Consider the following 25579-nt stretch of genomic DNA (forward strand, 5'->3'; position numbering starts at 1 on the left):
GGGGCGTGTGGCGCGGTTGTGCGCACGGCGGGTTCCCCCCCACCGCGCTGCAGAGGGCTCTTTTCGTGAACCCGGCTTGGGGGTATGGGGGGGGAACAATGAGCGATTCATTTCAGGAAGTAACGTCCGTCTCGTGGTTCGGGCGGATCAAGCGCGCGGTCGGCAGCGTCGTTTTCGGCCTGCTCTTGATCATGCTGATGGTGATCGGCCTGTTCTGGAACGAGGGCCGCGCCGTGCAGACGGCACGTTCGCTCGCCGAGGGATCGGGCGCGGTGATCTCGGTTGGCGCCGACAGCATCGATGCCGGCAATGACGGTAAGCTCGTCCATGTCGCCGGGGCGGTGACGGCGAGCGGCGGCCTTGCCGATCCGGACTTTGGCATTTCGGCGCAAGGATTGCGGCTGTCGCGCAGCGCCGAGATGTACCAATGGAAAGAGGAACAGAAATCCGAGACGACGAAGAAGCTGGGCGGCGGCGAGGAGACGGTGACGACCTACAGCTATTCGAAGGTGTGGGACGACAGTCAGATCAACTCGTCGGAGTTCAAGAAGCCGGACGGCCACGAGAATCCGCCGATGGAGATCCACAGCAAGAGGTTCCAGATTCCGGACGGCAAGCTCGGTGCATTCACGCTCGACCGGCCGGTGCTGGACCTGATCGGCGGCGACAGGGAATTTTCACTGTCGCCGGACCAGTCGGCCGTCATAGACGCTGCCTATACCGGCACCAAGCGGGTCAACATTGTCGACGGAAAGATCTATCTCGGCTTCAACACCACGTCGCCGGCACTGGGCGACTATCGCATTGGCTATGAGCTGGCGCCGCTCGGCGTGGTCAGCATTGTCGCGCGCCAAACAGCGGGCGGGTTCGAACCTTACCAGACAAAGGCCGGCGATCAGTTGCTGATGGTCGACACCGGCAATGTTCCTGCGGAAAAGATGTTCGCCGACGCGGTCAGCACGAACACGCTGATCACCTGGCTGCTGCGCGCTGCCGGCCTGTTGCTGTTGGCCATCGGCTTTGCCCTGCTGCTTAGTCCGATCGGCGTCATCCTCGACGTCATTCCTTTGCTCGGCAGCGTGGCGCGGATGGGGACCGGCATCATTGCCTTTTTCCTGGCGATCCTGGTCGGCACGACGACGATGGCGATCGCCTGGTTCTGGTACCGACCGATGCTGGCGGCAGGCATTCTGGCCGCCGGCGTCATTGCAGCGGCGGCGGTCTATTATCTTGGCCGCTCGCGCAAGCCGGCGGCGCCGGTTGCCGCGCCGAGCGCGGCCACATGATCTGCAGGCGCCGGGTCCAGCAGCGCTTCTAGCGGCCTTCGAACCCGGTCAGCACGCCGACGGCGTTGACACCGATTTCCTCGACGGCGTAGCCGCCTTCCATGACGAACAGCGTCGGCAGGCCGAGCCTGGCGATGCGGCGGCCGATCCTGGGGTAGTCGGCGGTCTTCAGCTTGAACTGGCTGATCGGGTCCTTCTCGAAGGTGTCGACGCCGAGTGAAACCACGACGACGTCCGGGGCGTAAGCCGAAAGCCTCGTGCAAGCGTCCTCGAGTGAGGCGTTCCACACGTCCCAGCCGGTGCCGAAGGGCATCGGATAGTTGTCGTTGAAGCCTTCGCCGTCGCCCTCGCCGCGTTCATCGGCATGACCGAGGAAGAACGGATATTCGGTCATCGGATCGCCGTGCAGGTTCAGCACCTGAACGTCGCCGCGGCGATAGAATATCTCCTGGGTGCCGTTGCCGTGGTGATAGTCGACATCGAGGATCGAAACGCGTCTGGCGCCGTGATCACGGAACCATTGCGCGGCGACGGCGGCGTTGTTGATGAAGCAATAGCCGCCCATGAAGGCTGCACCGGCATGGTGTCCCGGCGGGCGGCAGAGCGCGAAGGCAGAAGGTTCACCGGCCTTGACCAGAGCGGCGGCGGTCAGCGCGACGTCATAGGACGACTTGATCGCGTCCCATGTGCCTTTGACGAACGTCGCGCCGCCGTCAAAGGAGTAGAAGCCGAGCAGCGCATCGATGCCTCTGGGGCGCACGTCGCCGCGCAGGCCGCGCGTCGGCCAGGTGAAGGGAATGGCCGAACCCGTGCGGCCGGACGCTTCCCAGAGCGGCCACACGGTCGGCAGGAAATCGATGTAGTCGCTGGCATGCACCTTCTTGGCGGCGGCGAGGTCGTGGCTTTCCGGCGGCAGGATCGGACCGAGCTTTTCGCTCTCCACCCGCGCCCTGATGAACTCGGCGCGCGAGGGCTTTTCGAAGGCCGGCACGATGGCGCCGGCGATCAGTTCGACATTGCCGGCATGACCGGCATGGAGAGGCGAAAAAACAGTCTTCATGAAATCTTTCCGTGGTGAGACGCGGCGACCCTAACCGTCCTGCACTGCCCTTCACAAGGCGCTGGGCCAACCAGCCATGGCTTGCTGGCCCGGCAGCCGGTCGTCTAGCCTGTCGCGGCCGCAACGAAACCGCAGGTAATCATGAGTTCAAATGCCGACCTGATCGTCACCAATGCCCGCGTGCTGACCATGGATGAAGGCAATCCGATGGCCGAGGCGGTGGCGATAAAGGACGGCAACATCCTGGCGGTTGGTGATCGCCGGACCATCGAGGCGATGAAGGGGCCGGCCACGGAGATTATGGATGCGCAAGGGGGGTCGGTGGTGCCGGGCTTCATCGAAGCGCACATGCATCTTTTCGGCGGCGCGGCCGAACTCGACAATCTGCATCTTCAGGGCGTGCATGGCTTCGATGCGCTGAGCGACGCGATCCGTGCGTATGCGGCGGCACGGCCGAACGCCAAATTGCTGCTTGGAGCCGGCGTCGATTACACCATCCTTTCCAGGGAAGAACCGGTCACCCGCCATCATCTCGACCGCATCATCCCCGACCGGCCGTTCGCCATGTCTGCTTCCGATCACCACACGATGTGGGCCAACACCAAGGCGCTGGAACTGGCGGGCATCCTGCACGGCAAGCAACTCGGCCCCGGCAACGAGATCGTCATGGGCGCCGACGGCCTTGCGGCGGGCGAATTGCGCGAGGGAGAGGCGTTCGGGCCGATCCTCGAACTTTCCGGGCAGAACCGCGTTCGGCTCGGCCTCGCGACAGGCGGCGAGCCCGAGCCGTACCCTTCCGCCGCTGAAATCGCGGCCGATCGTGACCTGATGCATCGCGGGCTGCAATGGTGCGCCCGCCACGGCATTACCTCGATCCAGAACATGGATGGTAATCTCTACCAGCTCGAGCTGCTTGCCGGACTGGAGCAGGAAGGGCGGCTGCTCTGCCGCACCAAGATACCCTTCCACTTCAAGAATTTCATGACGCTCGACAGGCTGGAAAAGGCATCGAGGATGGCTTCCGCCTATCGATCGGAATGGCTGTCGTCCGGCATGGTCAAGATGTTTTATGACGGCGTGCTCGAAGGCTGGACCGCGGTCATGGTCGACGATTATGCCGACCGGCCGGGCTGGCGCGGCGAGCCGCTGTTCACGCCCGAGCATTTCGCCGAGGTGGCGGTGGAGGCCGACCGGCGCGGCTTGCAGATCGCTGTACATTCGATCGGCGACGGCGCGGTGCGTGCGGTCCTCGACGGTTACGAGGCGGCGCGACGGAAAAATGGCAGGCGCGACAGCCGGCACCGGGTCGAGCACATCGAGGTGACCACCGCCGCCGACGTGCCGCGCTTCGCCGAACTCGGCGTCGTCGCCTCGATGCAGCCGCCGCACCCGCCCGGCGCCATGGACTTCCCGCTGGAGCCGACGCTCTCGCGCATCGGCCGCGAAAGATGGCCGCTGAGCTATGCCTGGCGGACGCTGAAGCAGGCGGGTGCGCATGTCGTCTTCGCTTCCGACTGGCCGGTGTCGCGGGTCGATCCGATCCTGGGCATTCAGGCGGCGGTGCTGCGCAAACCTTGGGCAGACGGCGTTCCCGACCAGAGCTTCTCGCTGTTGGAAGCGCTTGCCGGCTATACGGTCGAAGGCGCCTACGCCGAATTCATGGAGCACCGCAAGGGCCGGCTGAAACCCGGTTATCTGGCCGATCTGGTGGTGCTGTCGGCCGATATTGAGGCAATTCAGCCGGCTTCCCTGCACAAGGTGCATCCGGTCACCACCATCTGCGGCGGCAAGGTCACTTATCAGATTTGATGATGGAGCTGCCGTGGCACGGGGCTTGCGTTCTGAACCGAGATTCAGACGCATGGTTGCCAAGCCGACCGGCATGTGCTGACAATCGAATGGGAACTGCATCCGCCTTTAAGAGCGGACATAACAATGGGGTAGTGCGTGCCGGATCACCCGGGTAAGAGTGCAATCGAGGTACGCGGCGTCCGCAAGGTGTTCGGTACCGGGGACGCACAAGTCGCCGCTCTCGACACGGTTTCGGTATCGATCCGCGAGAATGAGTTCTTCACGCTGCTCGGGCCGTCCGGCTGCGGAAAAACGACGCTGCTTCGGCTGATTGCCGGCTTCGATTTTCCCAGCGAAGGCGAAATCCTGCTTCACGGGCAGGACATCGCGCCGCTGCCGCCGTTCAAGCGGCCGGTCAACACCGTGTTCCAGTCCTATGCGCTGTTCCCGCACATGACGGTGGCCGAGAATATCGGCTTCGGGCTGGAGATGCTGGGCAAGCCGAAAGCCGAAATCAAGGCACGCGTCGCCGAGATGCTGAAGCTGGTCAAAATGGAGGCGCTCAGCGGCCGCCGCACCAGCCAGATCTCCGGCGGCCAGCAGCAGCGCGTGGCACTGGCCCGCGCGCTGGCGCCGCAGCCAAAAGTGCTGTTGCTCGACGAGCCGTTGTCGGCGCTCGACTACAAGCTGCGCAAGGAGATGCAGATCGAACTGAAACGGCTGCAGCACCAGACGGGCATCACCTTCATCTTCGTCACCCACGACCAGGAGGAAGCGCTGACCATGTCGGACCGCATCGCTGTGATGTCGGCCGGTAAGATCCTGCAGGTCGGCACGCCGTGGGACATCTACGACAAGCCGGCGGAGCGCTTCGTTGCCGACTTCATCGGCGAAACCAATTTCCTGACCGCAGCCATCACCGATATCGGCAACGGCAAGGCTCGCGCGACCCTCAAATCCGGCGCAACGATCGACGCGACCGTGGCTGAAGGCTTCCAGCCGAAGGATAATGCTACCGTGGTGGTCAGGCCGGAACACGCCAAGCTGACCAGCGGCAAGGGCGACCTTTCGGGAACCATCGAAAACATCGTCTATTTCGGTACCGACACGCATATTCATGTCCAACTGGACAGTGGCGAAGCCTTCACCGTGCGCCAGCAGAACACGCGCAGCGCAGGCTGCGGTTTCGAGCGGGGCGACAAGGTCGGCGTCTCGATCGGCAACGACGCCGCGCAAGTGCTGAGGGATTGATGGCAGTCACGTTTTCCCAAGCTGCATTGTTCGAAGCAGAGGCGGAGAAGGCCAGCGCCAGGCGCCACCGCCTGCTTTCGTTACCAGCTTTGATAATCATCGGGATTTTCGGCGTGCTGCCGCTTCTCATCATCCTCATCTATTCATTTCTTGCCGCAGCACCTTACGGCGGCGTGCAGTGGAAGTTCTCGACAGACGCCTATCTGAACTTCCTGTTCCAGCGCGATATTTTCGACGACACGCTGCAGTTTACGCCGGATTTTCTGATTATCTATCTGCGCTCGTTCGTCTTCGCCGTGGTGACGACGGTCATCTGCCTGCTGCTCGGCTTTCCGACAGCCTATTTCATGGCCACGCGACCGCCGGCGCAGCGCAACTGGTGGGTGCTGCTGATCACCATCCCGTTCTGGTCGAACCTGCTGGTGCGCACGCTCGCCATCATGTTCATCATCCGCGACGAGGGCCTCATCAACAACGCACTGATGGCTCTGGGGGTGATCGAGAAACCGATCACCATGCTCTACACCAACTTCGCCATCCAGCTCGGCCTGTTGTACTCGTTCCTGCCGTTCATGGTCCTGCCGCTCTATTCCAGCCTGGAGAAGCTGGATTTCCGGCTGGTCGAGGCCGCCTACGATCTCTATGCGACGCGTCGGCAGGTGCTATGGCGGGTGATCATCCCGCTGTCGCTGCCCGGCATCATCGCCGGCTGCCTGCTTGTGTTCATTCCGGCCCTCGGCGCCTATGTGACGCCGCTGATCCTCGGCGGCGGTATCCACCTGATGATCGGCGATCTCATCGCCCAGCAATTCGGCTCCGGGCGCAACTGGCCGCTCGGCTGCGCGCAGGCGCTGATCCTGATGGCAGCGGTGCTGGTCGCGCTCTACTTCTATGTCCGCAACACGTCGGGGAAGATGAGGCATGGCTGATCCCCGCGTCGACATCAAGGACCAGCCTGGCTTTCGCTCGATTGCCATCATCTGCCTTTGCGTGCTCTACGCGCCGATCCTGATCCTGATGATCTTTTCGCTGAACACCGGGTCGCTGGTCACTCGTTGGGAAGGCATCGGCTTTAGTTGGTATGGCAGTGCGCTGCTCAACGAGGAATTCCACAACGCCGCCAAGAACACGCTGATCATCTCGGTGAGCGCCACCATCATCTCGACGATCGCGGCGACGCTGGCGGCGATCGGCATGACCCGGGTGAAGCCGTGGCGCGGGCTGTCGGCGGCCTTCATGGTCATCAACCTGCCGCTGATGGTGCCGGAAATCATTACGGCGGTGGCAACGCTATCGTTCTTTGCGCTGATCGCGGGCACTCTCGAGCTCAATTTCGGCATCGGCAATCTGATCCTCGCCCACACCGTCTTTTGCATTCCTTTCGCCTATATGCCGATCCGGGCGCGTCTCGAGGACATGGATCTGACGCTCGAAGCTGCCGCGGCCGATCTCTATGCCACGCCCTGGCATGCTTTCCGGCGCATAACGCTGCCATTGCTGGTTCCCGGCATCCTGTCGGGTGGGGCGCTCGCCTTCATCGTCTCCTTCGACGATTTCACCATCACGCAGCTGGTCGCCGGCCCCGGGCAGACGACGCTGCCCCTCTACATCTGGAACCAGATCAGGCGGCCGATGACGCCGGAGATCAATGCCATCTCCACCATCCTGCTGCTGGTGTCGATCCTGTTCGTCTCGATATCGTTCCTGATCGCGCGCCGCCGCGCCAAGTGAGTCAATGGGAAGGCAAAGGAGACTGTGATGTCTAGGAAACTGATGGCTGCCGTTTCGACGGCAGCACTTTTATGGGCAGTACCTGCACTCGCCGATGGTGAGCTGCACATCTACAATTGGGGTGATTACACCAACCCCAAGCTGATCGAGAAATTCGAAAAACAATACAACGTCAAGGTGACGCTGGACGACTACGATTCCAACGAGACCATGCTGTCGAAGGTGCGCGCCGGCAATTCCGGCTACGACATCGTCGTCCCGTCCGACTACACCGTGAAGATCATGATCGATGAGGGCCTGCTCGAAAAGACCGAGCCCAATGCGATGCCGAACGGCAAGAACCTCGACCCGCGCTTCGTCGACATCTACTGGGATAGTGGCCGTCACTACACCGTGCCGTGGCAGTTCGGCACCACCGCGTTCGAAGTCAACACCGACAAATACAAGGGCGACATCGACACGCTGGCAATCCTGTTCGACCCGCCGGACGAGTTGAAAGGCCAGATCAACATGCTCGACGATGTCAACACCGTGATGCACGCGGCCGAGCGCTATGCCGGCGTGCCGCGTTGCGGCGCCGACAAGGCCAATCTGAAGAAGGTCAACGACATTCTCATGGCCGCCAAGCCGTCATGGAAGACCTTCAGCTACGACACCATCACCAAGATCACCTCGGGCGATGTGATCGTCACGGAGGCGTGGAACGGCGCAACCTATCGTGCGCGCCAGAAAATTCCGGCGATCAAATACGCCTATCCCAAGGAAGGCATCGAAGGCTGGATGGACAATGTGGCCGTGTTGAAGGGCGCGAAGAACCTTGAAAATGCGAAGCTGTTCCAGGACTTCGTCATGGCTCCGGAAAACGCGGCGCTGATTTCGGAATTCGCCGGCTACGACAACGGCATTACCGGCAGTCACAAGTTCCTGTCGCCGGATTTCGCCAGCGCGCCGGAAATCAATCCACCGGCTGGTGCGCCGACTGCGGAATTCGTGCCACCTTGCCCACCGGAAGTGGTCGAGATCTACAACAAGATCTGGACCAATCTGCGCAAATAGGCTCGACGTGGGATCGATCGAAGGGAGGCTTCGGCCTCCCTTCTTTGCGACAAGGGGATTGGATGAAATCTTATCGCAACAGCGAACCGGCGCCGCCGATCATGCAGGGTTCGCCGCCGCAGATGGTGCCGCCGAAGCTCGACTGGGACCGGCCGCCATGGAATCGTTGGGCGTTCCAGCACATCCGCGAATTTCTGCCGACCGTCGAAGTCTGGCGCGGCAATGGCCATCGGCATCGCTTCGAGCGCGCCGAGGTCGATCTCGACGCGCTGTCGGTGAATGACAGCATGGGGCAGCCGACTACGCTCGCCGGACTGCTCGATGAGACCTATACGGACGGGTTTCTCGTGCTCAAGGACGGCAAGGTCGCCTATGAGCGCTATTTCAACGGCATGGCCGAACGCACGCTGCATCTATCACAGTCGATGGCGAAGTCTGTCACGGCCTCGGTGTTCGGCATACTGGTCGGGCGCGGGCTGATCGATCCGGCCTTGCCGGTGACGGCCTATCTGCCGGAGCTGGAAGCGACCGGCTGGGCAGGCGCCAGCGTGCAGCATGTGCTCGACATGACGAGCGGGGTGCGCTTTTCCGAGGAATACACCGACCCCTATTCCGATATCGGCCAGGTCGATGTCGCCACCGGCTGGAAGCCGGTGCCGCCGGGCAGCGATCCGGCCTTCCGCTGGCCATCGCATATGTTCGAACTGATCCTGGGGCTCAAGGAAAAGAGCCGGCCGCACGGCGCTGCCTTCGAATACCGCTCGATCGAGACCGACGTGCTTGCCTTCATCATGGAACGGGTGAGCGGCAAACGGCTGGCGCAGCTGGTTTCGGACGAACTCTGGCAAAAACTCGGCGCCGATGAAAGTGCCTGCTTTACCGTCGACAGCGCCGGTTATGCGGTCGCCGACGGGGGCTTCAACGCCACGCTGCGCGACTATGGCCGCTTCGGCCAGCTGATCCTCGACAATGGGGGCGGCATCGTGCCGGCCGACTGGATCGAGGCGACGCGCAACGGCAGGCATGGACCGGATTTCAGTCCCAGCCTGCCGGAAGGCAGCTATCACAACCAGTTCTGGATCGAGGACCCGCGCTCGCGCGCGCTGATGTGCCGGGGCGTGTTCGGGCAGCTGATCCATATCGACTGGGATACGAGAATGGTCGTGGTGAAGCTTTCGAGCTATCCGGATTTCACCAACATCGGCTATTCGGTGGCGACGCTGAAGGCGGTGCATGCCATTGCCGCTGCGGTCGGCTGAGCCTCAAAGAAAATCCGCAAGGACCATCATGACCGGCAAGACCGCGTTCGAGACCAGATATGGCTTTGCCCGCAATGAGGTGCTGCTCGGCAATTGGCGGGAAAGCCCGTTCAGCCGGTGGTCGTTCCAGAATGTCGGTGAGCTGGTGCCGAGCATGAGCGTTGCGGCAAAGCCGGGTGGCGGCGAGGTGCCGGTGCAGGATTTCGGCGGGCTGCTCGGCGAAAAGGTCGCGCTGGCCGGTGGCCCTGAGAGCGTCACAGCCTTTCTCAGGCGCTCCGCTACCGACGCGCTGACGATCATGAAAGGCGGCAAATTCGTCGGCGACTGGTACGCACCGCATATGGATTTCGGCGCCCGCCACATCGTCTTTTCGCTCAGCAAGTCGCTGACCGCCATTGTTGCCGGCATATTGGAAGGTGAGGGGATTTTCGATCCGGACGCACCGGTGACCCGCTATCTGCCCGAAGCCGCCGGTTCGGCCTATGGCGATGCGAGCGTGCGGCATGTGCTCGACATGACGGTAAGCCTCGATTTCGAAGAGGCCTATCTCGATCCGGAAAGCGCATTCGCCCGCTACCGTCGCGCGACGCTGTGGAATCCTGGCGGCGGTACAGAGAGCCTGGCAGCCTTCATCATGACGCTGCAGCGTCTGGAGGAGCCGCATGGCCGGACGTTCCGCTACCGCTCGCCCAACTCCGACCTGCTCGGCATCCTGATCGAGCGCGCATCCGGCCGGCGCTTCGCCGATCTGATGCGGGAAAAATTGTGGCTGCCGCTCGGCGCCGCCAGCGAGGCATCGGTGACTCTGGACATGGAAGGTACGGCGCGCGCGGCCGGCGGCATTTCGGTGACGCCGCGCGACCTTGCGCGCGTCGGCGAGATGATGCGGCAAGGCGGCGTGGCCAATGGCCGCCGCATCGTCCCTGAAAGCTGGGTGCGCGACACGACCGTCGCAGGCGGTGACGCCGAGGCCTGGCGGCGCGGCACGATGGCGTTCCTGTTTCCGCAGGGCCGCTACCGCAACAAATGGTACCAGACGGGGGCGGAAAGCGGCGCCTTCTACGGTATCGGCATCCACGGCCAGTGGCTCTACGTCAATCCGAAGGCCGAAGTGGTGATCGCAAAGATGTCGTCGCAGCCGAAGCCGGTCGACGATCAGCTCGATCTCGACATGATTTCCTTCTTCGAGGCGCTGAGCCGGATGGTTTAGCGGGGGCAGTGGTCGAAGTCGGAGCCGCCCCTCAACCCCCTGCCGGGACCTTCTCCCCGCGAAGAACGGGGAGAAGGGGCTGGCCGCAACGCTGGCGCCATCCTTGCAACGCCGGCGATCGGCGAAATCGCCGATGGCAGCGCCCTCTCCCCGTCCCTATACGGGGAGAGGATGCCGGCAGGCAGGTGAGGGGCGGCGCCAACGCTGCTGGTTCAGGCGCACCCAACCCTCCGCTTTCCTGTGGACCTCTCAAGCGGTTGAAACGCTGCGGTTGGCGCAGCGGGCGTCTCCGCCTATGGTCGCCGTTCTTTTCGACCAACGCGAGGGCCGACATGGCATCCGACAGTAAGCGCATCGCAACGATCATAGCCGCCGAGATCGGCGCGCGGCCGGAACAGGCCGCGGCAGCGATCGGACTGCTGGACGACGGCGCGACCGTGCCGTTCGTGGCGCGCTACCGCAAGGAGGTCACCGGCGGCCTCGACGACACGCAACTGCGCGATCTTGCCGAGCGGCTCGCCTATCTGCGCGAGCTCGACGCGCGCCGCGACACCATCCTTGGTTCGATCCGCGAGCAGGGTAAGCTGACCGAGGAGCTCGAGGCGAAAATCGCTGCCGCCGTCACCAAGGCGGAGCTCGAAGACATCTACCTGCCTTACAAGCCGAAACGCCGGACCAAGGCCGAGATCGCGCGCGAACGTGGGCTGGGGCCGTTGGCCGAGGCCATCCTCGCCGACCGTGCTGCCGTGCCCGGCGAACTGGCGCTGGCCTATATCAAAGAGGAGGTGGCCGACGCCAAGGCGGCGCTGGAAGGCGCGCGCGATATCCTGTCCGAACAGTTCGCCGAGAATGCCGATCTGGTCGGCAGACTGCGGACCTATATGAAGGAGCGCGCCTTCATGCGCTCACGTGTCGTCGACGGCAAGCAGGAGGCCGGCGCGAAATTCTCCGACTATTTCGACCATGTCGAGCGCTGGGCCAACGTGCCGAGCCATCGCGCGCTGGCGATGCTGCGCGGCCGCAACGAGGAGGTCCTGTCGCTCGACATTGAGGTCGATGCCGACGATGCCTCGCCGGTGAAGCCGGTCGAGCGGATGATTGCCGATGCCTACGCCATCGGCCGCCAGTTGCCGGGCGACCGCTGGCTGATGGAGGTGGCCGGCTGGACCTGGCGCATAAAGCTGTCGCTGCATCTGACACTCGATTTGATGCGGGATCTGCGCGAGCGGGCCGAGGAGGAGGCGATCCATGTCTTCGCCCGTAATCTGAAGGATTTGCTGCTCGCAGCACCCGCCGGCTCGCGCGCCACAATGGGGCTCGACCCCGGCATCCGCACCGGCGTCAAGGTAGCGGTGGTGGATGGCACCGGCAAGGTTCTGGTGACGACAACGGTCTATCCGTTTCCGCCGAAGAACGACGTGCGCGGCACGCAGTCCGAGCTGGCCAAGCTCATCCGCCTGCACAAGGTCGAGCTGATTTCGATCGGCAACGGCACCGGCAGCCGCGAGACCGAGCGGCTGGTGGCCGATATGCTGGCTGACATGCCTGCTGGCTCCGGGCCGAAGCCGCTCAAGGTGATCGTCAGCGAGGCTGGTGCCTCGGTCTATTCCGCTTCCGCCACGGCGGCAGCTGAATTTCCAGGCCTCGACGTGTCGCTGCGCGGTGCGGTGTCGATCGCGCGGCGCCTGCAGGATCCGCTCGCCGAACTGGTCAAGATCGAGCCGAAGTCGATAGGCGTCGGCCAGTACCAGCACGATGTCGACCAGTACCGGCTCGGCCGCTCGCTGGAAGCGGTGGTGGAAGACGCGGTCAACGCCGTCGGTGTCGATCTCAACACGGCGTCGGCACCGCTTCTGGCGCGGGTTTCGGGTCTCGGCGCATCGCTGGCCGAGGCGATCGTTGCGCATCGCGACGTCTCCGGCCCGTTCGCCAGCCGCCGCGAACTGTTGAAGGTCTCCCGCCTTGGACCCCGCGCGTTCGAGCAATGCGCCGGGTTCCTGCGCATTCCGAACGGCACCGAACCTCTTGATGCCTCGGCCGTGCATCCGGAAGCCTATGGCGTGGCGAAAAAGATTGTTGCGGCCTGCCGGCGCGACGTACGCTCGCTGATGGGCGACAGCGCCGCACTCAAGGCGCTCGACCCGCGCGTCTTCGTCGACGAGCGCTTCGGCCTGCCGACAGTGCGCGACATCCTGGCGGAGCTGGAAAAACCCGGCCGCGATCCGCGCCCCGGTTTCAAGACCGCGACCTTTGCCGACGGCGTCGACGACATCAAGGATCTGAAGCCCGGCATGCTTTTGGAAGGCACCGTCACCAATGTCGCGGCCTTCGGCGCATTCGTCGATATCGGCGTGCATCAGGATGGATTGGTGCACGTCTCGCAACTGGCCGACCGTTTCGTCAAGGACGCGCATGAGGTGGTCAAGGCCGGTGACGTGGTCAAGGTGCGTGTCGTCGACGTCGACATCAAGCGCAAGCGCATCGGCCTGTCGATGCGCAAGGACGGCGACGGTGGCGCACCGAAGCCGCGTGACAATGGCAACAGGCCGGTGCCGCGCGCGCCGGCGCCTCAGCGTCAGCCGGAGCGGCCGGCGCAGCAGGGCGCGTTTGGCGCCGCTCTGTCGGAGGCGCTGAAACGGAGGTAGGTGTTTTGTGGCAATCGTTTTTGCGACCCGGAGCGGAGCGGCCAGTCCGGTTCGGCGTGGCGCGAAGCGATTCGTGAACGCGACTTTGCGGAATTTTGTTCTTGCTTTGTGCCGGCAGCTATGCTACTAATTTAGTCATGGTGTTTGCGCCAGCGACCCGCCCTCCAAAGGCGGTTTTTTGCGTCTACCTCAAACCGCTTCTGATTTTTTGGCCACATGCATGAGCAGCCAATCGCGAAAGCTGGCGACCGGCGGATGGCCGCGCTTGTCGTGCGGCACGACGAGATAATAGGCGCTGCGGCTCTCCATCGGCCGGCCGGGAGCCGGTACGAGCTGACCGCGCTGCAGCTCGCCCGATATCAGGATCTGCGGCAGCAGGGCCACGCCGAGCCCGGCCATGCAGGCCTGGGCGGCGGTGCCGAATTGCTCGAACTGCATGCCTGGCCCGGTTGGCGCGCTCAGCCCTTGATACGCGAACCACTCCGCCCAGGCGCCGGGGCGGGTCGCCATGTGCAACAGCGGCAGGCGGCCGATGTCGGCGGCTGTGACGATAGCGCGGCCGGCCAGAAAGTCGGGCGAGACCACCGGCGCCACCGTCTCGCGCATCAGGAGCATGGAGTCGGCATCCGGCCAGTCGGCCAGGCCGTAATGGACAGCGGCGTCGAGCCGTTCGCGAGCGAAGTCGAAGCGACCGACGCGGGTGACGAAGTTGATGGTGATGTCGGGGTTGTTTTCGACGAAATCCGGAATGAGCGGCATCAGCCAGCGGGTGCCGAAGGTCGGCAGGATGGCGAGGTTCAAGATGCCACTATGCCGATTGCTCATCAATCCAAGGGCGGCGTCGCGCAATTGGCCAAGCGCTGAGCGCACCGCCTCGGCATAGAGTTCGCCTGCCGCCGACAGCCGGACATTGCGGCTGTCGCGCTCGAACAGCCGGCGGCCGAACTGATCTTCCAACAGTTTGATCTGCCGGCTGACGGCGCCCTGGGTCAGATCGAGTTCCTGCGCGGCAGCGGTAAAGCTGCCCAGCCGGGCCACCGCCTCGAAGGCGGCAAGGGCGCTGATACCAGGTAGAAGGCGGCGCTGGACATTCATGATCCATTACTAACGGTCATTGGTCGGTGAAGCAATTTCGTTTGATTTTTTCGGGCCAGGAGCCGATAAGCCGCGCACTTGAAGATTTTTGTTTTTGAGGACCGAGAGCCATGGCCGCCGACAAGAACGCATTCGTCTGGGATGATCCTTTCCTGATCGAGGATCAGCTTTCGGAAGACGAGCGTATGGTGCGAGATGGCGCGGCGGCATTTGCCGCCGATAAGCTCGCTCCGAAGATCGAGGAAGCCTATCTCGAGGAAAAGACCGATGCCGGCATCTTCCGCGAGATGGGCGAAGCCGGGCTGCTCGGCATCACCATTCCGGAAGAATATGGTGGGCTCGGCGCCAATTATGTCACCTACGGGCTGGTGGCGCGCGAGGTCGAGCGCATCGATTCCGGCTATCGCTCGATGATGAGCGTGCAGTCGTCGCTGGTGATGTATCCGATCCATGCCTACGGCTCGGAAGAGCAGCGCAGGAAATACCTGCCGAAGCTGGCGTCGGGCGAATGGATCGGTTGTTTCGGCCTGACCGAGTCGGATGCCGGTTCCGACCCGGGCGGCATGAAGACGCGGGCCGAGAAGACCGCGAGCGGCTACAAGCTCTCCGGCTCGAAAATGTGGATTTCCAACGCGCCGATCGCCGACGTTTTCGTCGTCTGGGCAAAATCGGCCGCGCATGACAACGAGATTCGCGGCTTCGTGCTGGAAAATGGCATGAAGGGACTGTCGGCGCCGAAAATCGGCGGCAAGCTGTCGCTGCGCGCGTCGATCACCGGCGAAGTGGTGATGGAAGGCGTCGAGGTCGGCGAAGACTCCTTGCTGCCCAATGTCTCGGGCCTCAAAGGTCCGTTCGGCTGCCTCAACCGGGCGCGCTACGGCATTTCCTGGGGTGCAATGGGCGCGGCGGAGGATTGCTGGCACCGCGCCCGCCAATATGGCCTCGATCGCAAGCAGTTCGGCAAGCCGCTGGCCGGCACGCAGCTGTTCCAGAAGAAGCTCGCCGATATGCAGACCGAGATCGCGCTCGGCCTGCAGGGCAGCCTGCGGGTCGGGCGGCTGATGGATGAAGGCAAGATGGCGCCGGAGATGATCTCGATCGTCAAGCGCAACAATTGCGGCAAGGCGCTCGACATCGCCCGCCAGGCCCGCGACATGCATGGCGGCAATGGCATCCAGATCGGCTATCACGTCATGCGCCACGCCCAGAACCTTGAAACCGTCAACACCTATGAGGGTACGCATGACGTGCATGCGTTGATCCTCGGACGCGCGCAGACGGGGATACAGGCGTTTTTCTGAGCCGCTAGCCGTCGCTTAAATTAGGTGCACCGCAACATCTGCTTGGAGAATGCCCGCCATTTGTGTCAGGGTTCGGCGAGTTCTTATGAAAAGCCGACTTTCGAGGCCCTATGGCAATTCTGGCAGCCGTCTACCACCTGACCCATTACAAATATGACCGGCCGGTCGTCCTCGGCCCTCAAATCGTCAGGCTGCAGCCGGCGCCGCATTCCCGCACCAAGGTGCTCAGCCATTCGCTGAGGGTCGGGCCGGCAAACCACTTCGTCAATCTGCAGCAGGATCCCTACGGCAATTTCCTGGCCCGCTTCGTCTTCCCCGAGCCGGTGACGGAATTGAAGATCGAGGTCGATCTCGTTGCCGACATGACGGTCTACAATCCATTCGATTTCTTCGTCGAGCCGTCGGCCGAAACGTTCCCATTCGAATACCCCGAAGAGATCAGGGACGATCTCACCATCTACCGGACGCCCGAGCCGGCAGGGGTGCTGTTGCAGGCGTTCCTGAAGAGCATCGACCGCAGCCCGACCAACACCGTCAACTTTGTCGTCGACCTCAATGCCAGGCTGCAGCGCGAAATCGCCTACATCGTGCGCATGGAAACCGGCGTGTTCTCGCCCGAGGAAACGCTGGCCGCCGGCAAGGGATCGTGCCGGGATTCAAGCTGGCTCCTGGTGCAGATCCTGAGGAACCTCGGCATCGCCGCGCGTTTCGTCTCCGGCTACCTGATCCAGCTCAAACCCGACCTTGTCGCGCTTGACGGGCCGCCCGGCACCGCGACCGATTTCACTGACCTCCATGCCTGGTGCGAGGTCTATCTGCCGGGCGCCGGCTGGATCGGTTTCGACCCTACCTCCGGCCTGCTCACCGGCGAAAGCCATGTGCCGCTCGCGGCGACGCCGCATTTCCGCAATGCAGCACCCATTTCCGGCATGGCGAGCTTCGCCAATGTCGAGTTCGGCTTCGACATGCGGGTCGACCGCATCGCCGAGCACCCACGCATCACCAAGCCGTTCTCCGACGAAAGCTGGCAAGCACTGGACGCGCTGGGCGTCGAGGTCGATGCCGCGCTCCAGGCCGGCGACGTGCGGCTGACCATGGGCGGTGAGCCGACCTTCGTCTCGATCGACGATTTTGAGGCGGCCGAGTGGAACACGGCAGCCGTCGGGCCGACCAAGCGGGGAAAGGCCGATGCGCTGATCCGCCGACTGCGCGAGCGCTTCGCGCCCGGCGGCTTCCTGCACTACGGCCAGGGCAAGTGGTACCCCGGCGAAAGCCTGCCGCGCTGGACGTTCTCGCTCTACTGGCGCACCGATGGCGAGCCGGTGTGGAGCGACCCGTCGCTGATCGCGCATGAAAAGAGCGAAGCGGATGTCGGACCGAAGCAGGCCGAAAGCCTGCTGACGGCGATTGCCGATGAACTCGGCATCGACAAGACCATGGTCAGCGAAGCCTATGAGGATCCGGCCGAATGGCTGCTCAAGGAAGGCAAGCTGCCGAAGAATGTCGATCCGTCCAATTCGAAGCTGGAGGACCCGGAGGAGCGCAGCCGCATGGCGCGGGTGTTCGAACGCGGGCTGACCAAGCCGTCGGGCTATGTGCTGCCCGTCCAGCGCTGGAACAGCCAGGCGTCCGAACCGCGCTGGCGCTCGGAGAAATGGAAGACGCGGCGCGGCAGGCTGTTCCTGGTGCCGGGCGATTCTCCGGTCGGCTATCGCCTGCCGCTCGGCACGCTGCCCTACGTGCCGCCGGCGCAGTTTCCCTATATCGTGCCGGTCGATCCATCGCTGCCGCGCGGACCGCTGCCGGCGCGCGAGGCTATTTTGCCTGAGGCCGCTCCTTTGTCAGAGGCGGCACCGGCCGAACTGGAAGGCGCCGACGAAATGGCGCGCCGCCAGCAGGCGGTCTCCTTCACGGCCGCCACCGGCCAGCAGGATCGTGTCGAACAGGAGATCACTGAGATCGGCGGCGCCGTGCGCACCGCGCTTTCGGTCGAGCCGCGCGACGGCCGACTTTGCGTGTTCATGCCGCCGGTCGAGGCGCTGGAGGATTATCTCGAACTGGTCGCGGCGGCGGAGAACGCTGCAAAGGCGATCGGCCTGCCGGTACATATCGAGGGCTACGGCCCGCCGCACGATCCGCGCCTCAACGTCATCCGTGTGGCTCCGGATCCCGGTGTCATCGAGGTGAACATCCATCCAGCCGCGAATTGGCAGGATTGCGTGGCGACGACAACGGCGATCTACGAAGAGGCGCGGCAGACGCGGCTTGGCGCCGACAAATTCATGATCGACGGCCGCCACACCGGCACCGGCGGCGGCAATCATGTCGTCGTCGGCGGCGCCACACCCAATGACAGTCCGTTCCTGCGCCGGCCCGACCTGTTGAAGAGCCTGGTGCTGCAGTGGCAGCGGCATCCGTCGCTCTCTTATCTGTTCTCCGGCCTGTTCATCGGCCCGACCAGCCAGGCGCCGCGCTTCGACGAGGCGCGCCACGATTCGCTCTATGAGCTCGAAATCGCGATGGCGCAGGTGCCGCATCCGGACAAGGGCGCGGCACCCCTGCCGTGGCTGATCGACCGGCTGTTCCGCAACCTCCTGACCGACGTAACGGGAAATACCCACCGCTCGGAAATCTGCATCGACAAGCTGTTTTCACCCGATGGCCCGACCGGCCGGCTAGGGCTGGTCGAATTCCGCGGCTTCGAGATGCCGCCCAACGCACGCATGAGCCTGGCGCAGCAATTGCTCGTGCGCGCCATCATCGCCCGGGCCTGGAAGAACCCGCTCGACGGCCGTTTCGTGCGCTGGGGCACGTCCCTGCACGATCGTTTCATGCTGCCGCATTACGTCTGGGCTGACTTTCTCGACGTGCTCGACGACCTCAAGCTGAACGGTTTTGCCTTCCGTCCGGAATGGTTCGACGCCCAACTCGAATTCCGCTTCCCGTTCTGCGGCGAGGTCCAGCATGCCGGCATCAAGCTGGAGCTCAGGCAGGCACTGGAGCCGTGGCATGTGATGGGCGAGCAAGGGGCGATCGGCGGCACGGTGCGCTTCGTCGATTCCTCCGTCGAGCGGCTGCAGGTGAAGACCGAAGGGCTCAACCCGGAGCGTCACGCCATCGTCTGCAATGGCCGCCTGGTGCCGATGAAGGTGACCGACAACCGCGAAATCGCGGTGGCGGGCGTTCGCTTCAAGGCCTGGCAGCCGGCTTCGGGCCTGCATCCGGCGCTACCGGTCAACACGCCGCTGGTTTTCGACATCTATGACCGCTGGTCGGGCCGCGCGGTCGGCGGTTGCGTCTATCATGTCGCGCATCCCGGCGGGCGCAGCTACGACACGTTCCCGGTCAATGGCAACGAAGCGGAGGCGCGACGGCTCGCCCGCTTCGAGCCGCGTGGCCACACGCCGTCCAGCTATGTGCTGCGCAACGAAGAAGCCTCTGAAGATTTCCCGATGACCCTTGACCTTCGGCGGCCGCAAAGACTCTGATCAGCAATGGCGAAGGGGAATCACAAGAAGCTGCGCAGCAAGCCGCAGACCCACAATCTGCTGGCGCACTACCAGCCAATCGACGGCGCCGTCGACGAGATGGTCGATGCGTCGGGCAATCCGCGGCCGGCCTGGCGTCACTTCATCGAGGCACTGGAGGAACTAGGGCCGGAAAAGCTTGCCCAGCGCTTCGCCCGCGCCGACCAGTATCTGCGCGATGCCGGTGTCTATTACCGCGTCTATGACAAGGCCGGCGCCAATGAACGGGAATGGCCGCTGGCGCATGTGCCGCTGCTGATCGAGGAGCAGGAATGGGCTGACATCAGCGCCGGCCTGGTCCAGCGCGCCGATCTGTTCGAGGAGACCATCGCCGACATTTATGGGCCCAACCGGCTGGTCGAGAAAGACATTCTGCCGGCTGGATTGATCGCGGCCAGCCCGGAATATTTGCGGCCCGTCGTCGGCACCAGGCCGGCCAGCGGCCATTTCCTGCACTTCTGCGCGTTCGAGCTCGGCCGTGGTCCGGACGGCCGCTGGTGGGTGCTTGGCGATCGCACGCAGGCGCCGTCGGGCGCCGGCTTTGCACTGGAGAACCGCGTCGCCACCACGCGCGCGCTGTCCGACATCTATGGCGAGATGCATGTGCACCGCTTGGCCGGCTTTTTCCGTCGCTTCCGCGACGCGCTGAACGGCATGGCCAAGGAGACCGGCGGCCGTGTCGCCATCCTGACGCCGGGACCGCTGAACGAAACCTATTACGAACATGCCTATATCGCGCGCTATCTCGGCATCATGCTGCTCGAGGGCGAGGACCTGACCGTCTCAGGCGGCAGGCTGATGGTGCGCACGGTTTCGGGGCTGATGCCGGTGAGCGTGCTGTGGCGGCGGCTCGACGCCGCCTTCGCTGATCCGCTTGAATTGCGGCCGGATTCCCAGATCGGCACGCCGGGGCTGGTCGAAGCGATCCGGCAAGGGGCGGTTTCGGCCGTCAACGCGTTGGGCTCCGGCCTGATGGAGACACGCGCGCTGCTCGCCTTCCTGCCGAAGATTTCGCGCGCCCTGCGCAACGAGGAGCTGCTGCTGCCGACCGTCGCGACATGGTGGTGCGGGCAGGAGACCGAACGTCGGCATGTGCTCGCCAATATCGATCGCATGGTGATCGGCCCGGCGTTGTCGACACGGCTTGCCTTCGAGGACGACGGCTCGACCAAGCTCGGTTCGGCGCTGTCGGCCGAGGAGCGGGCCGAACTCGTTGCCCGGATCGAGCGGGACGGCGGCGACTTCGTCGGCCAGGAAGCAGTGACGCTTTCGACCACCCCGGTCTATGTCGGCGGCTGGCTGGAGCCGCGGCCGGCAAGCCTGCGCGTCTATCTGGCGCGGACGCCGGAAGGCTGGACGGTGATGCCCGGCGGTTTCGCCCGTGTCGGTTTTTCGCTCGACCCGACGGCGATCGCCATGCAGCGCGGCGGCCAGGCGGCGGATGTATGGGTGGTCAGCGACAGGCCGGTGGAGCGCGAGACGCTGCTGCCGCAGGAGCATGATAGCTTCACGCGCACCTTGCCGGGCAGCCTGCCCAGCCGCGCGGCGGAGAACCTGACATGGCTCGGCCGCTATATCGAGCGATCGGAAGACACGGTGCGCATTCTGCGCGCCTACCACGTGCGGCTGGCCGAGACATCCGATCCCGAGATGCCGCTGCTCGCCGACATCAGAGACTATCTCGCGCCCTTCGGCATCGACGTCGAGACGGCAATCCCATTGGGGCTGATCGGCACGCTGGACAGCGCGGTTTACAGCGCCGGGCAGATCCGCGACCGCTTCTCGCCCGATGGATGGCTGGCATTGAAGGATCTGTCGAAGACCATCCATCAATTTGCCGCGACAGTGGCGCCGGGCGACGACGCGACAAGGGCAATGACGGTCATCCTGCGCAAGCTGGCCGGGTTTTCCGGCCTGCTGCATGAGAACATGTACCGCTTCACCGGCTGGCGTTTCCTGGAAATCGGCCGCAGGCTGGAACGTGGCATCCAGATCGCCCGCACGCTCGCCCGGCTGACCAGAGCCCAGGCGCCGGAAGGCGCGCTCGACATGATGCTGGAGATCGGCGACAGCGTCATGACCCACCGTCGGCAATATCCGGTGCAGGCGGGACGGCGCACGGTGGTCGACCTTCTGGCGCTCGATCCGCTCAACCCGCGCTCAATCCTTTTCCAGCTCGAACGGCTGAAGGCCGAAATCGCGCTGCTGCCCGCTGTCGGCGGTGAAGGCCATATGTCGCCGGCGGCCAAGGAAATCTTGCAGCTCAACACGTCGATCGCCATCAAGGAGCCCTCGGACATGACGACCAAGGCCCTCGGCGATCTCGCCAATGAAATCGGCGGCCTCTACAACAGCCTCTCCAAAGCCTATTTCGGGTAGAGACGGCATGCTCTACGACATCAGGCTTCACCTGCGTTCCGACTATGATGCGGCGGCCGGCGGCGGCCGCCATCAGGTGCGCGTGTTGCCGCCGACCATCCCTGGCGTGCAGCGCGTCATCGCCGCTTCACTGTCTTTTGTGCCGGCGCCCAGCGAACGCTCCGACTTTTCCGACTTTTTCGGCAACAGTGTCACCTCGATCGCCTTTCGTGACGCGCATGATGCGCTCGATATCAGGATGAGCGCGCGTGTTTCAGTGTCGCGGCCGGAGCCCGGGCTTGACGTATCGCCGGACATACGCCGGCTGAGGGAAGAACTCGGCGCGGTGCACTCGCTGGCGCCGGCTTCGCCGCATCATTTTCTGGCCGCCAGCGATCATGCCGGCATCGACGCGGCAATCACTGCCTATGCGAAAGACAGTGCCGGCAGTTCGACGGTCGGCACGGCCATGGCTCTGTGCAACCGCATTCACCGCGATTTCACCTATGATGGCGAGGCGACCACCGTGCAGACGCGGGCCAGCGACGCCTTCGGCCTGAAGCGCGGCGTCTGCCAGGATTTTTCCCACATCATGATCGCCGGCCTGCGCGGCCTCGGCATTCCTGCAGGCTATGTCAGCGGGTTCCTGCGTACCATCCCGCCACGCGGAAAGCCGCGGCTCGAAGGCGCCGACGCCATGCATGCCTGGGTCAAGGTGTGGTGCGGGCGCGATACCTGCTGGCAGGAATTCGATCCGACCAACGGCATGCGGGCAAGCAACGACCATATCACGGTCGGCTATGGCCGCGACTACTCGGACGTGGCGCCGATCGTCGGCGTGCTGAAAACCACGGGCGGGCAGGTTGGCGAGCAGGCAGTCGACGTCATACCGGTCGTGCTCGAAAAGGCGTGACGACGCACTTCCTCGTTGCACGGCGTCGTCGATAGGCTGTCCTGGCAATCGAGAGGCGGTGGAACCCGCAGCCAGCAAGCGGCTTATCTACGGAAATTCCGTGGAGAGGACATGCTCGACAAATCCGGGTCGTCGTCTGGCCGATCGGCTGTGAGGAAAGCTGCACCAAAGAACGGGGTGCCGCGGAACGGAGCGCTGGAGAACGGCGCGCAAGCCTCGGCTGTTAGGGCCTCGCTCAACTATGTCAGCGACATCGAACCCGGTATTCATCGGCTGCGTTCAGGCAAGGGGTTCTCGTACAAGGGACCGGACGGGCGTGCCGTCGATAAGGATGCGCTGACACGCATCAAGGCGCTCGCCATTCCACCGGCCTGGACGGATGTGTGGATCTCGCCGGATGCCGACGGTCACATTCAGGCGACCGGCCGGGACCAGCGCGGGCGCAAGCAATACCGCTATCATCCGCACTGGGCCGAGGAGCGGGACGGGGTCAAATATTCGAGCCTCATCGCCTTCGCCGAAAGCCTGCCTGAACTGCGACGGCAGATCGATGTCGATTTGCGCCGTCACGGGCTGCCGCTGGAACGGGTCGTGGCGGCTATCGTCTGGTTGCTCGACAACACGATGATCCGCGTCGGCAATGCCGCCTATGCGCGCGACAACCAGAGTTTTGGTCTGACCACGCTGCGCGATCGCCATGTCGACATCAAGGGCTCGAGCCTGCGTTTCGCCTTCAAGGGCAAGTCAGGCAAGGAATGGAGATTGAAGCTCGTCGATCGACGGATCGCCAAGATCGTGCGTGGAGCGCAGGACCTGCCGGGCCAAAAGCTGTTCCAGTATCTCGACGAGGATGGAAACAGGCATCCGGTGCGCTCAGACGACGTCAACCGCTATATCAGGGAGAACGCCGGCGTGGATTTCAGCTCCAAGCATTTCAGAACCTGGGGCGGTACCATTCATGCCGCCTCGCTGTTTGCTCAAACCGAACGTCCTGAAAGCCAGGCGCAGCAGAAGAGGGCGATGAACAGCGTCATCGACAAGGTTGCCGAGCGGCTCGGCAATACGCGCACAGTCTGTCGCCAATGCTACATCCATCCGGAAGTCTTCCGCGCCTGGTCCGAAGGGCGGCTGCTTAGCGAAATGGCGGACGCGAACAAAGGCAAGCGCCCGATCGCCGGGCTCGACGACGAGGAGGCGCTGGTCCTGAGATGGCTGAAGGCGAGGGAAGGCTGACGCCGGACGGGCGATTTTTTTGTCGACGCCATGTCGGCATCGGTCCTACTGTTTCGTCCTTTGATAGAGAAAAGGACGACCCATGCTCTACGCGATCCTCTGCTATGCCTCCGAAGACGTTGTCTGCTCCTGGAGCAAGGAACAGGACGATGCTGTCATGGAAAAACTCCTGGGCGTACAGGAAAGATATGCCCAGGCGGGCCGGCTTGGCCCGGTGGCGCGGCTGCTGCCGACGACCGCCGCGACAACGCTGAGAAAGGTCAAGGGCGAAGCGGTCGTCATCGATGGTCCGTTTGCCGAAACCAAGGAACAGTTCCTCGGTTTCTACACGCTCGACTGCGCCGACCTCGATGAGGCTGTCGACTTCGCGCGCGAGCTTTCCGAGGTCAACCCGAGCGGCGGCTCTTACGAGATCCGGCCGGTCTCCCTCTTCAATCCCGCCAAGGTTTCTGCATGACCGAACTTGCCTGGATCAGCACGGCAATCAGCACCGCTCGCCCGCAGGCGATGGGGGCATTGCTGCGCTACTTCCGCGACCTCGACGCGGCGGAGGAAGCATTCCAGGACGCCTGCCTGAGGGCACTGAACAACTGGCCGAAAAACGGCCCGCCGCGCGATCCGGCAGCCTGGCTGATCTTCGTCGGCCGCAACAGCGGCATCGATGCGGTGCGCAAGCGCGCCAAGCAGGCGCCGCTGCCGGAGGAGGACCAGATCTCCGATCTCGAAGATGCCGAGAGCGACATCGCCGAGCGGCTGGACGGCGCGCATTACCGCGACGATATTTTGCGGCTGCTGTTCATCTGCTGTCATCCCGACCTGCCGGCCACTCAGCAGATCGCGGTGGCGCTGCGCATCGTTTCCGGCCTGACGGTCAAGCAGATCGCCCGCGCCTTTCTCGTCGGGGAAAGCGCGATGGAGCAGCGTATCACTCGAGCCAAGGCTCGCATCGCCGATGCCGGCGTGCCGTTCGAGACGCCGGGAGCGGTCGAGCGCTCCGAACGGCTCGCCGCCGTCGCTGCCATGGTCTACCTGATCTTCAACGAAGGCTACTCCAGCAACAGCGGCGAGGCATCCGCCCGTGCGCCGCTTTGCGAAGAAGCGATCCGGCTGGCCCGGCTGCTGCTCAGGCTGTTCCAGACCGAGCCGGAGATCATGGGACTGACGGCGCTTTTGTTGCTCCAGCATGCACGTGCGCCGGCTCGCTTCGACGAGAACGGCGAGATCGTGCTGCTCGAAGACCAGGACCGCAGCCTGTGGAGCCGCAAGATGATCGATGAGGGCCTGGCGCTGGTCGATAAGGCGTTGCGCCATCGCAAGCCCGGTCCCTACCAGGTACAAGCGGCGATCGCCGCCTTGCATGCTCGGGCGGAAAAGCCCGAGGAGACGGACTGGAACGAGATCGACCTGCTCTACGGGCTGCTCGAGCAGATGCAGTCGTCGCCGGTGGTGACCCTCAATCGCGCCGTCGCGGTCTCCAAGGTGCGTGGACCGGAAGCGGCACTTGCCATGATCGAGCCGCTGGAAGGAAGGCTTTCCGGCTATTTCCACTTCTTCGGCCTCAAGGGCGGCCTGCTGATGCAGCTTGGCCGCGGCGAGGAGGCGCGCGTCGCTTTCGACCGCGCCATCGCGCTTGCCAACACGGCCGCCGAGGCAGCGCATATCCGCATGCATATCGACCGGCTGATGAAAGAAGGCGCTAAGCAAACGGCGCATTGATCCGACGCCTCCGCCTGGTTCAACGGTCTGATCTTTGGCTTAGACCATGCCGGGGTGGCGATTTTTCCCTGAAACGAGTAATGCCACGCCATGACAGCGCCCGATGTGCCGACCGGCACAGAGACGGCATGGCGCAAGGCTTGGACC

Annotated in this window: 18 protein-coding genes; 16 read left to right on the forward strand and 2 right to left on the reverse strand. The window is 63.8% G+C overall.

The features are described from left to right. Positions 1 to 98 precede the first annotated feature (98 nt). Positions 99 to 1286: a TMEM43 family protein gene (locus NKJ08_RS13595; RefSeq protein ID WP_352776747.1), complete on the forward strand. Its 1188-nt coding sequence runs from the start codon at positions 99 to 101 to the stop codon at positions 1284 to 1286. A gap of 28 nt (positions 1287 to 1314) precedes the next feature. On the opposite strand, the gene NKJ08_RS13600 is transcribed toward NKJ08_RS13595, so the two are convergent. Next, positions 1315 to 2346: a histone deacetylase family protein gene (locus tag NKJ08_RS13600; RefSeq protein WP_352524558.1), complete on the reverse strand. Its 1032-nt coding sequence runs from the start codon at positions 2344 to 2346 to the stop codon at positions 1315 to 1317. Between the two features lie 141 nt (positions 2347 to 2487). Here NKJ08_RS13600 and NKJ08_RS13605 point away from each other — a divergent pair, with 141 nt between their 5' ends. The 8 genes from NKJ08_RS13605 to NKJ08_RS13640 all read left to right on the forward strand — a co-directional run bounded on the left by NKJ08_RS13605 (position 2488) and on the right by NKJ08_RS13640 (position 13289). Further along, positions 2488 to 4155, forward strand: coding sequence for an amidohydrolase (locus NKJ08_RS13605; RefSeq protein WP_352524556.1), 1668 nt, complete (start codon positions 2488 to 2490; stop codon positions 4153 to 4155). 138 nt (positions 4156 to 4293) lie between these two features. After that, a complete protein-coding gene (locus tag NKJ08_RS13610; protein ID WP_352524555.1) occupies positions 4294 to 5388 on the forward strand; it encodes an ABC transporter ATP-binding protein in 1095 nt (364 codons plus the stop codon). Then, complete coding sequence (locus NKJ08_RS13615) at positions 5388 to 6317, forward strand: ABC transporter permease (protein ID WP_352524553.1); 930 nt, start codon at positions 5388 to 5390, stop codon at positions 6315 to 6317. Before NKJ08_RS13610 ends, NKJ08_RS13615 begins: the two co-directional genes overlap by 1 nt. Beyond that, entirely contained in the window at positions 6310 to 7119 is an 810-nt protein-coding gene (locus NKJ08_RS13620; protein WP_352524552.1) for an ABC transporter permease, read from the forward strand. Before NKJ08_RS13615 ends, NKJ08_RS13620 begins: the two co-directional genes overlap by 8 nt. 27 nt (positions 7120 to 7146) lie before the next feature. Then, entirely contained in the window at positions 7147 to 8175 is a 1029-nt protein-coding gene (locus NKJ08_RS13625) for an extracellular solute-binding protein (RefSeq protein ID WP_352524551.1), read from the forward strand. Between the two features lie 62 nt (positions 8176 to 8237). Continuing rightward, complete coding sequence (locus NKJ08_RS13630) at positions 8238 to 9434, forward strand: serine hydrolase domain-containing protein (protein ID WP_352524550.1); 1197 nt, start codon at positions 8238 to 8240, stop codon at positions 9432 to 9434. A gap of 28 nt (positions 9435 to 9462) precedes the next feature. Continuing rightward, entirely contained in the window at positions 9463 to 10644 is a 1182-nt protein-coding gene (locus NKJ08_RS13635) for a serine hydrolase domain-containing protein (RefSeq protein WP_352524549.1), read from the forward strand. Between the two features lie 332 nt (positions 10645 to 10976). Next, positions 10977 to 13289 (forward strand): Tex family protein, encoded by a 2313-nt coding sequence (locus tag NKJ08_RS13640; RefSeq protein WP_352524548.1) that lies wholly within the window; start codon positions 10977 to 10979, stop codon positions 13287 to 13289. Positions 13290 to 13478: 189 nt separating this feature from the next. On the opposite strand, the gene NKJ08_RS13645 is transcribed toward NKJ08_RS13640, so the two are convergent. Continuing rightward, positions 13479 to 14384, reverse strand: a complete 906-nt coding sequence (locus tag NKJ08_RS13645; protein WP_352524546.1) for a LysR family transcriptional regulator — start codon at positions 14382 to 14384, stop codon at positions 13479 to 13481. 110 nt (positions 14385 to 14494) lie between these two features. On the opposite strand from NKJ08_RS13645, the gene NKJ08_RS13650 reads away from it, so the two are divergent. The 7 genes from NKJ08_RS13650 (at position 14495) to NKJ08_RS13680 (ending at position 25432) form a co-directional block, all read left to right on the forward strand. Then, complete coding sequence (locus NKJ08_RS13650; RefSeq protein WP_352524544.1) at positions 14495 to 15685, forward strand: acyl-CoA dehydrogenase; 1191 nt, start codon at positions 14495 to 14497, stop codon at positions 15683 to 15685. 110 nt (positions 15686 to 15795) lie between these two features. After that, entirely contained in the window at positions 15796 to 19173 is a 3378-nt protein-coding gene (locus NKJ08_RS13655) for a transglutaminase family protein (RefSeq protein ID WP_352776749.1), read from the forward strand. 6 nt (positions 19174 to 19179) lie between these two features. Next, positions 19180 to 21591 carry a circularly permuted type 2 ATP-grasp protein gene (locus NKJ08_RS13660; RefSeq protein WP_352524541.1) on the forward strand — a complete coding sequence of 804 codons (2412 nt, stop codon included), beginning with the start codon at positions 19180 to 19182 and terminating at the stop codon, positions 21589 to 21591. Between the two features lie 7 nt (positions 21592 to 21598). Continuing rightward, positions 21599 to 22483: a transglutaminase family protein gene (locus NKJ08_RS13665; protein WP_352524540.1), complete on the forward strand. Its 885-nt coding sequence runs from the start codon at positions 21599 to 21601 to the stop codon at positions 22481 to 22483. A gap of 111 nt (positions 22484 to 22594) precedes the next feature. Then, a complete protein-coding gene (locus NKJ08_RS13670) occupies positions 22595 to 23716 on the forward strand; it encodes a DNA topoisomerase IB (protein ID WP_352524539.1) in 1122 nt (373 codons plus the stop codon). 82 nt (positions 23717 to 23798) lie between these two features. After that, positions 23799 to 24173 carry a YciI family protein gene (locus NKJ08_RS13675; RefSeq protein WP_352781980.1) on the forward strand — a complete coding sequence of 125 codons (375 nt, stop codon included), beginning with the start codon at positions 23799 to 23801 and terminating at the stop codon, positions 24171 to 24173. Further along, the gene (locus tag NKJ08_RS13680) at positions 24170 to 25432 is read left to right on the forward strand and encodes an RNA polymerase sigma factor (protein ID WP_352781981.1); all 1263 of its coding nucleotides are present in this window, start codon (positions 24170 to 24172) and stop codon (positions 25430 to 25432) included. The genes NKJ08_RS13675 and NKJ08_RS13680 overlap by 4 nt, the downstream gene beginning before the upstream one ends. The last annotated feature ends 147 nt before the right edge of the window (positions 25433 to 25579 follow it).

This window comes from Mesorhizobium sp. M0244 (assembly GCF_040321795.1).
Lineage (GTDB): Bacteria > Pseudomonadota > Alphaproteobacteria > Rhizobiales > Rhizobiaceae > Mesorhizobium.

Coding starts and splice junctions, on each gene's coding strand:
- NKJ08_RS13660 (WP_352524541.1), top strand. CDS start 19,180: ATGGCGAAGGGGAATCACAAGAAGCTGCGCAGCAAGCCGCAGACCCAC.
- NKJ08_RS13600 (WP_352524558.1), bottom strand. CDS start 2,346: ATGAAGACTGTTTTTTCGCCTCTCCATGCCGGTCATGCCGGCAATGTC.
- NKJ08_RS13635 (WP_352524549.1), top strand. CDS start 9,463: ATGACCGGCAAGACCGCGTTCGAGACCAGATATGGCTTTGCCCGCAAT.
- NKJ08_RS13615 (WP_352524553.1), top strand. CDS start 5,388: ATGGCAGTCACGTTTTCCCAAGCTGCATTGTTCGAAGCAGAGGCGGAG.
- NKJ08_RS13630 (WP_352524550.1), top strand. CDS start 8,238: ATGAAATCTTATCGCAACAGCGAACCGGCGCCGCCGATCATGCAGGGT.
- NKJ08_RS13605 (WP_352524556.1), top strand. CDS start 2,488: ATGAGTTCAAATGCCGACCTGATCGTCACCAATGCCCGCGTGCTGACC.
- NKJ08_RS13645 (WP_352524546.1), bottom strand. CDS start 14,384: ATGAATGTCCAGCGCCGCCTTCTACCTGGTATCAGCGCCCTTGCCGCC.
- NKJ08_RS13665 (WP_352524540.1), top strand. CDS start 21,599: ATGCTCTACGACATCAGGCTTCACCTGCGTTCCGACTATGATGCGGCG.
- NKJ08_RS13650 (WP_352524544.1), top strand. CDS start 14,495: ATGGCCGCCGACAAGAACGCATTCGTCTGGGATGATCCTTTCCTGATC.
- NKJ08_RS13620 (WP_352524552.1), top strand. CDS start 6,310: ATGGCTGATCCCCGCGTCGACATCAAGGACCAGCCTGGCTTTCGCTCG.
- NKJ08_RS13675 (WP_352781980.1), top strand. CDS start 23,799: ATGCTCTACGCGATCCTCTGCTATGCCTCCGAAGACGTTGTCTGCTCC.
- NKJ08_RS13625 (WP_352524551.1), top strand. CDS start 7,147: ATGTCTAGGAAACTGATGGCTGCCGTTTCGACGGCAGCACTTTTATGG.
- NKJ08_RS13595 (WP_352776747.1), top strand. CDS start 99: ATGAGCGATTCATTTCAGGAAGTAACGTCCGTCTCGTGGTTCGGGCGG.
- NKJ08_RS13680 (WP_352781981.1), top strand. CDS start 24,170: ATGACCGAACTTGCCTGGATCAGCACGGCAATCAGCACCGCTCGCCCG.
- NKJ08_RS13655 (WP_352776749.1), top strand. CDS start 15,796: ATGGCAATTCTGGCAGCCGTCTACCACCTGACCCATTACAAATATGAC.
- NKJ08_RS13670 (WP_352524539.1), top strand. CDS start 22,595: ATGCTCGACAAATCCGGGTCGTCGTCTGGCCGATCGGCTGTGAGGAAA.
- NKJ08_RS13640 (WP_352524548.1), top strand. CDS start 10,977: ATGGCATCCGACAGTAAGCGCATCGCAACGATCATAGCCGCCGAGATC.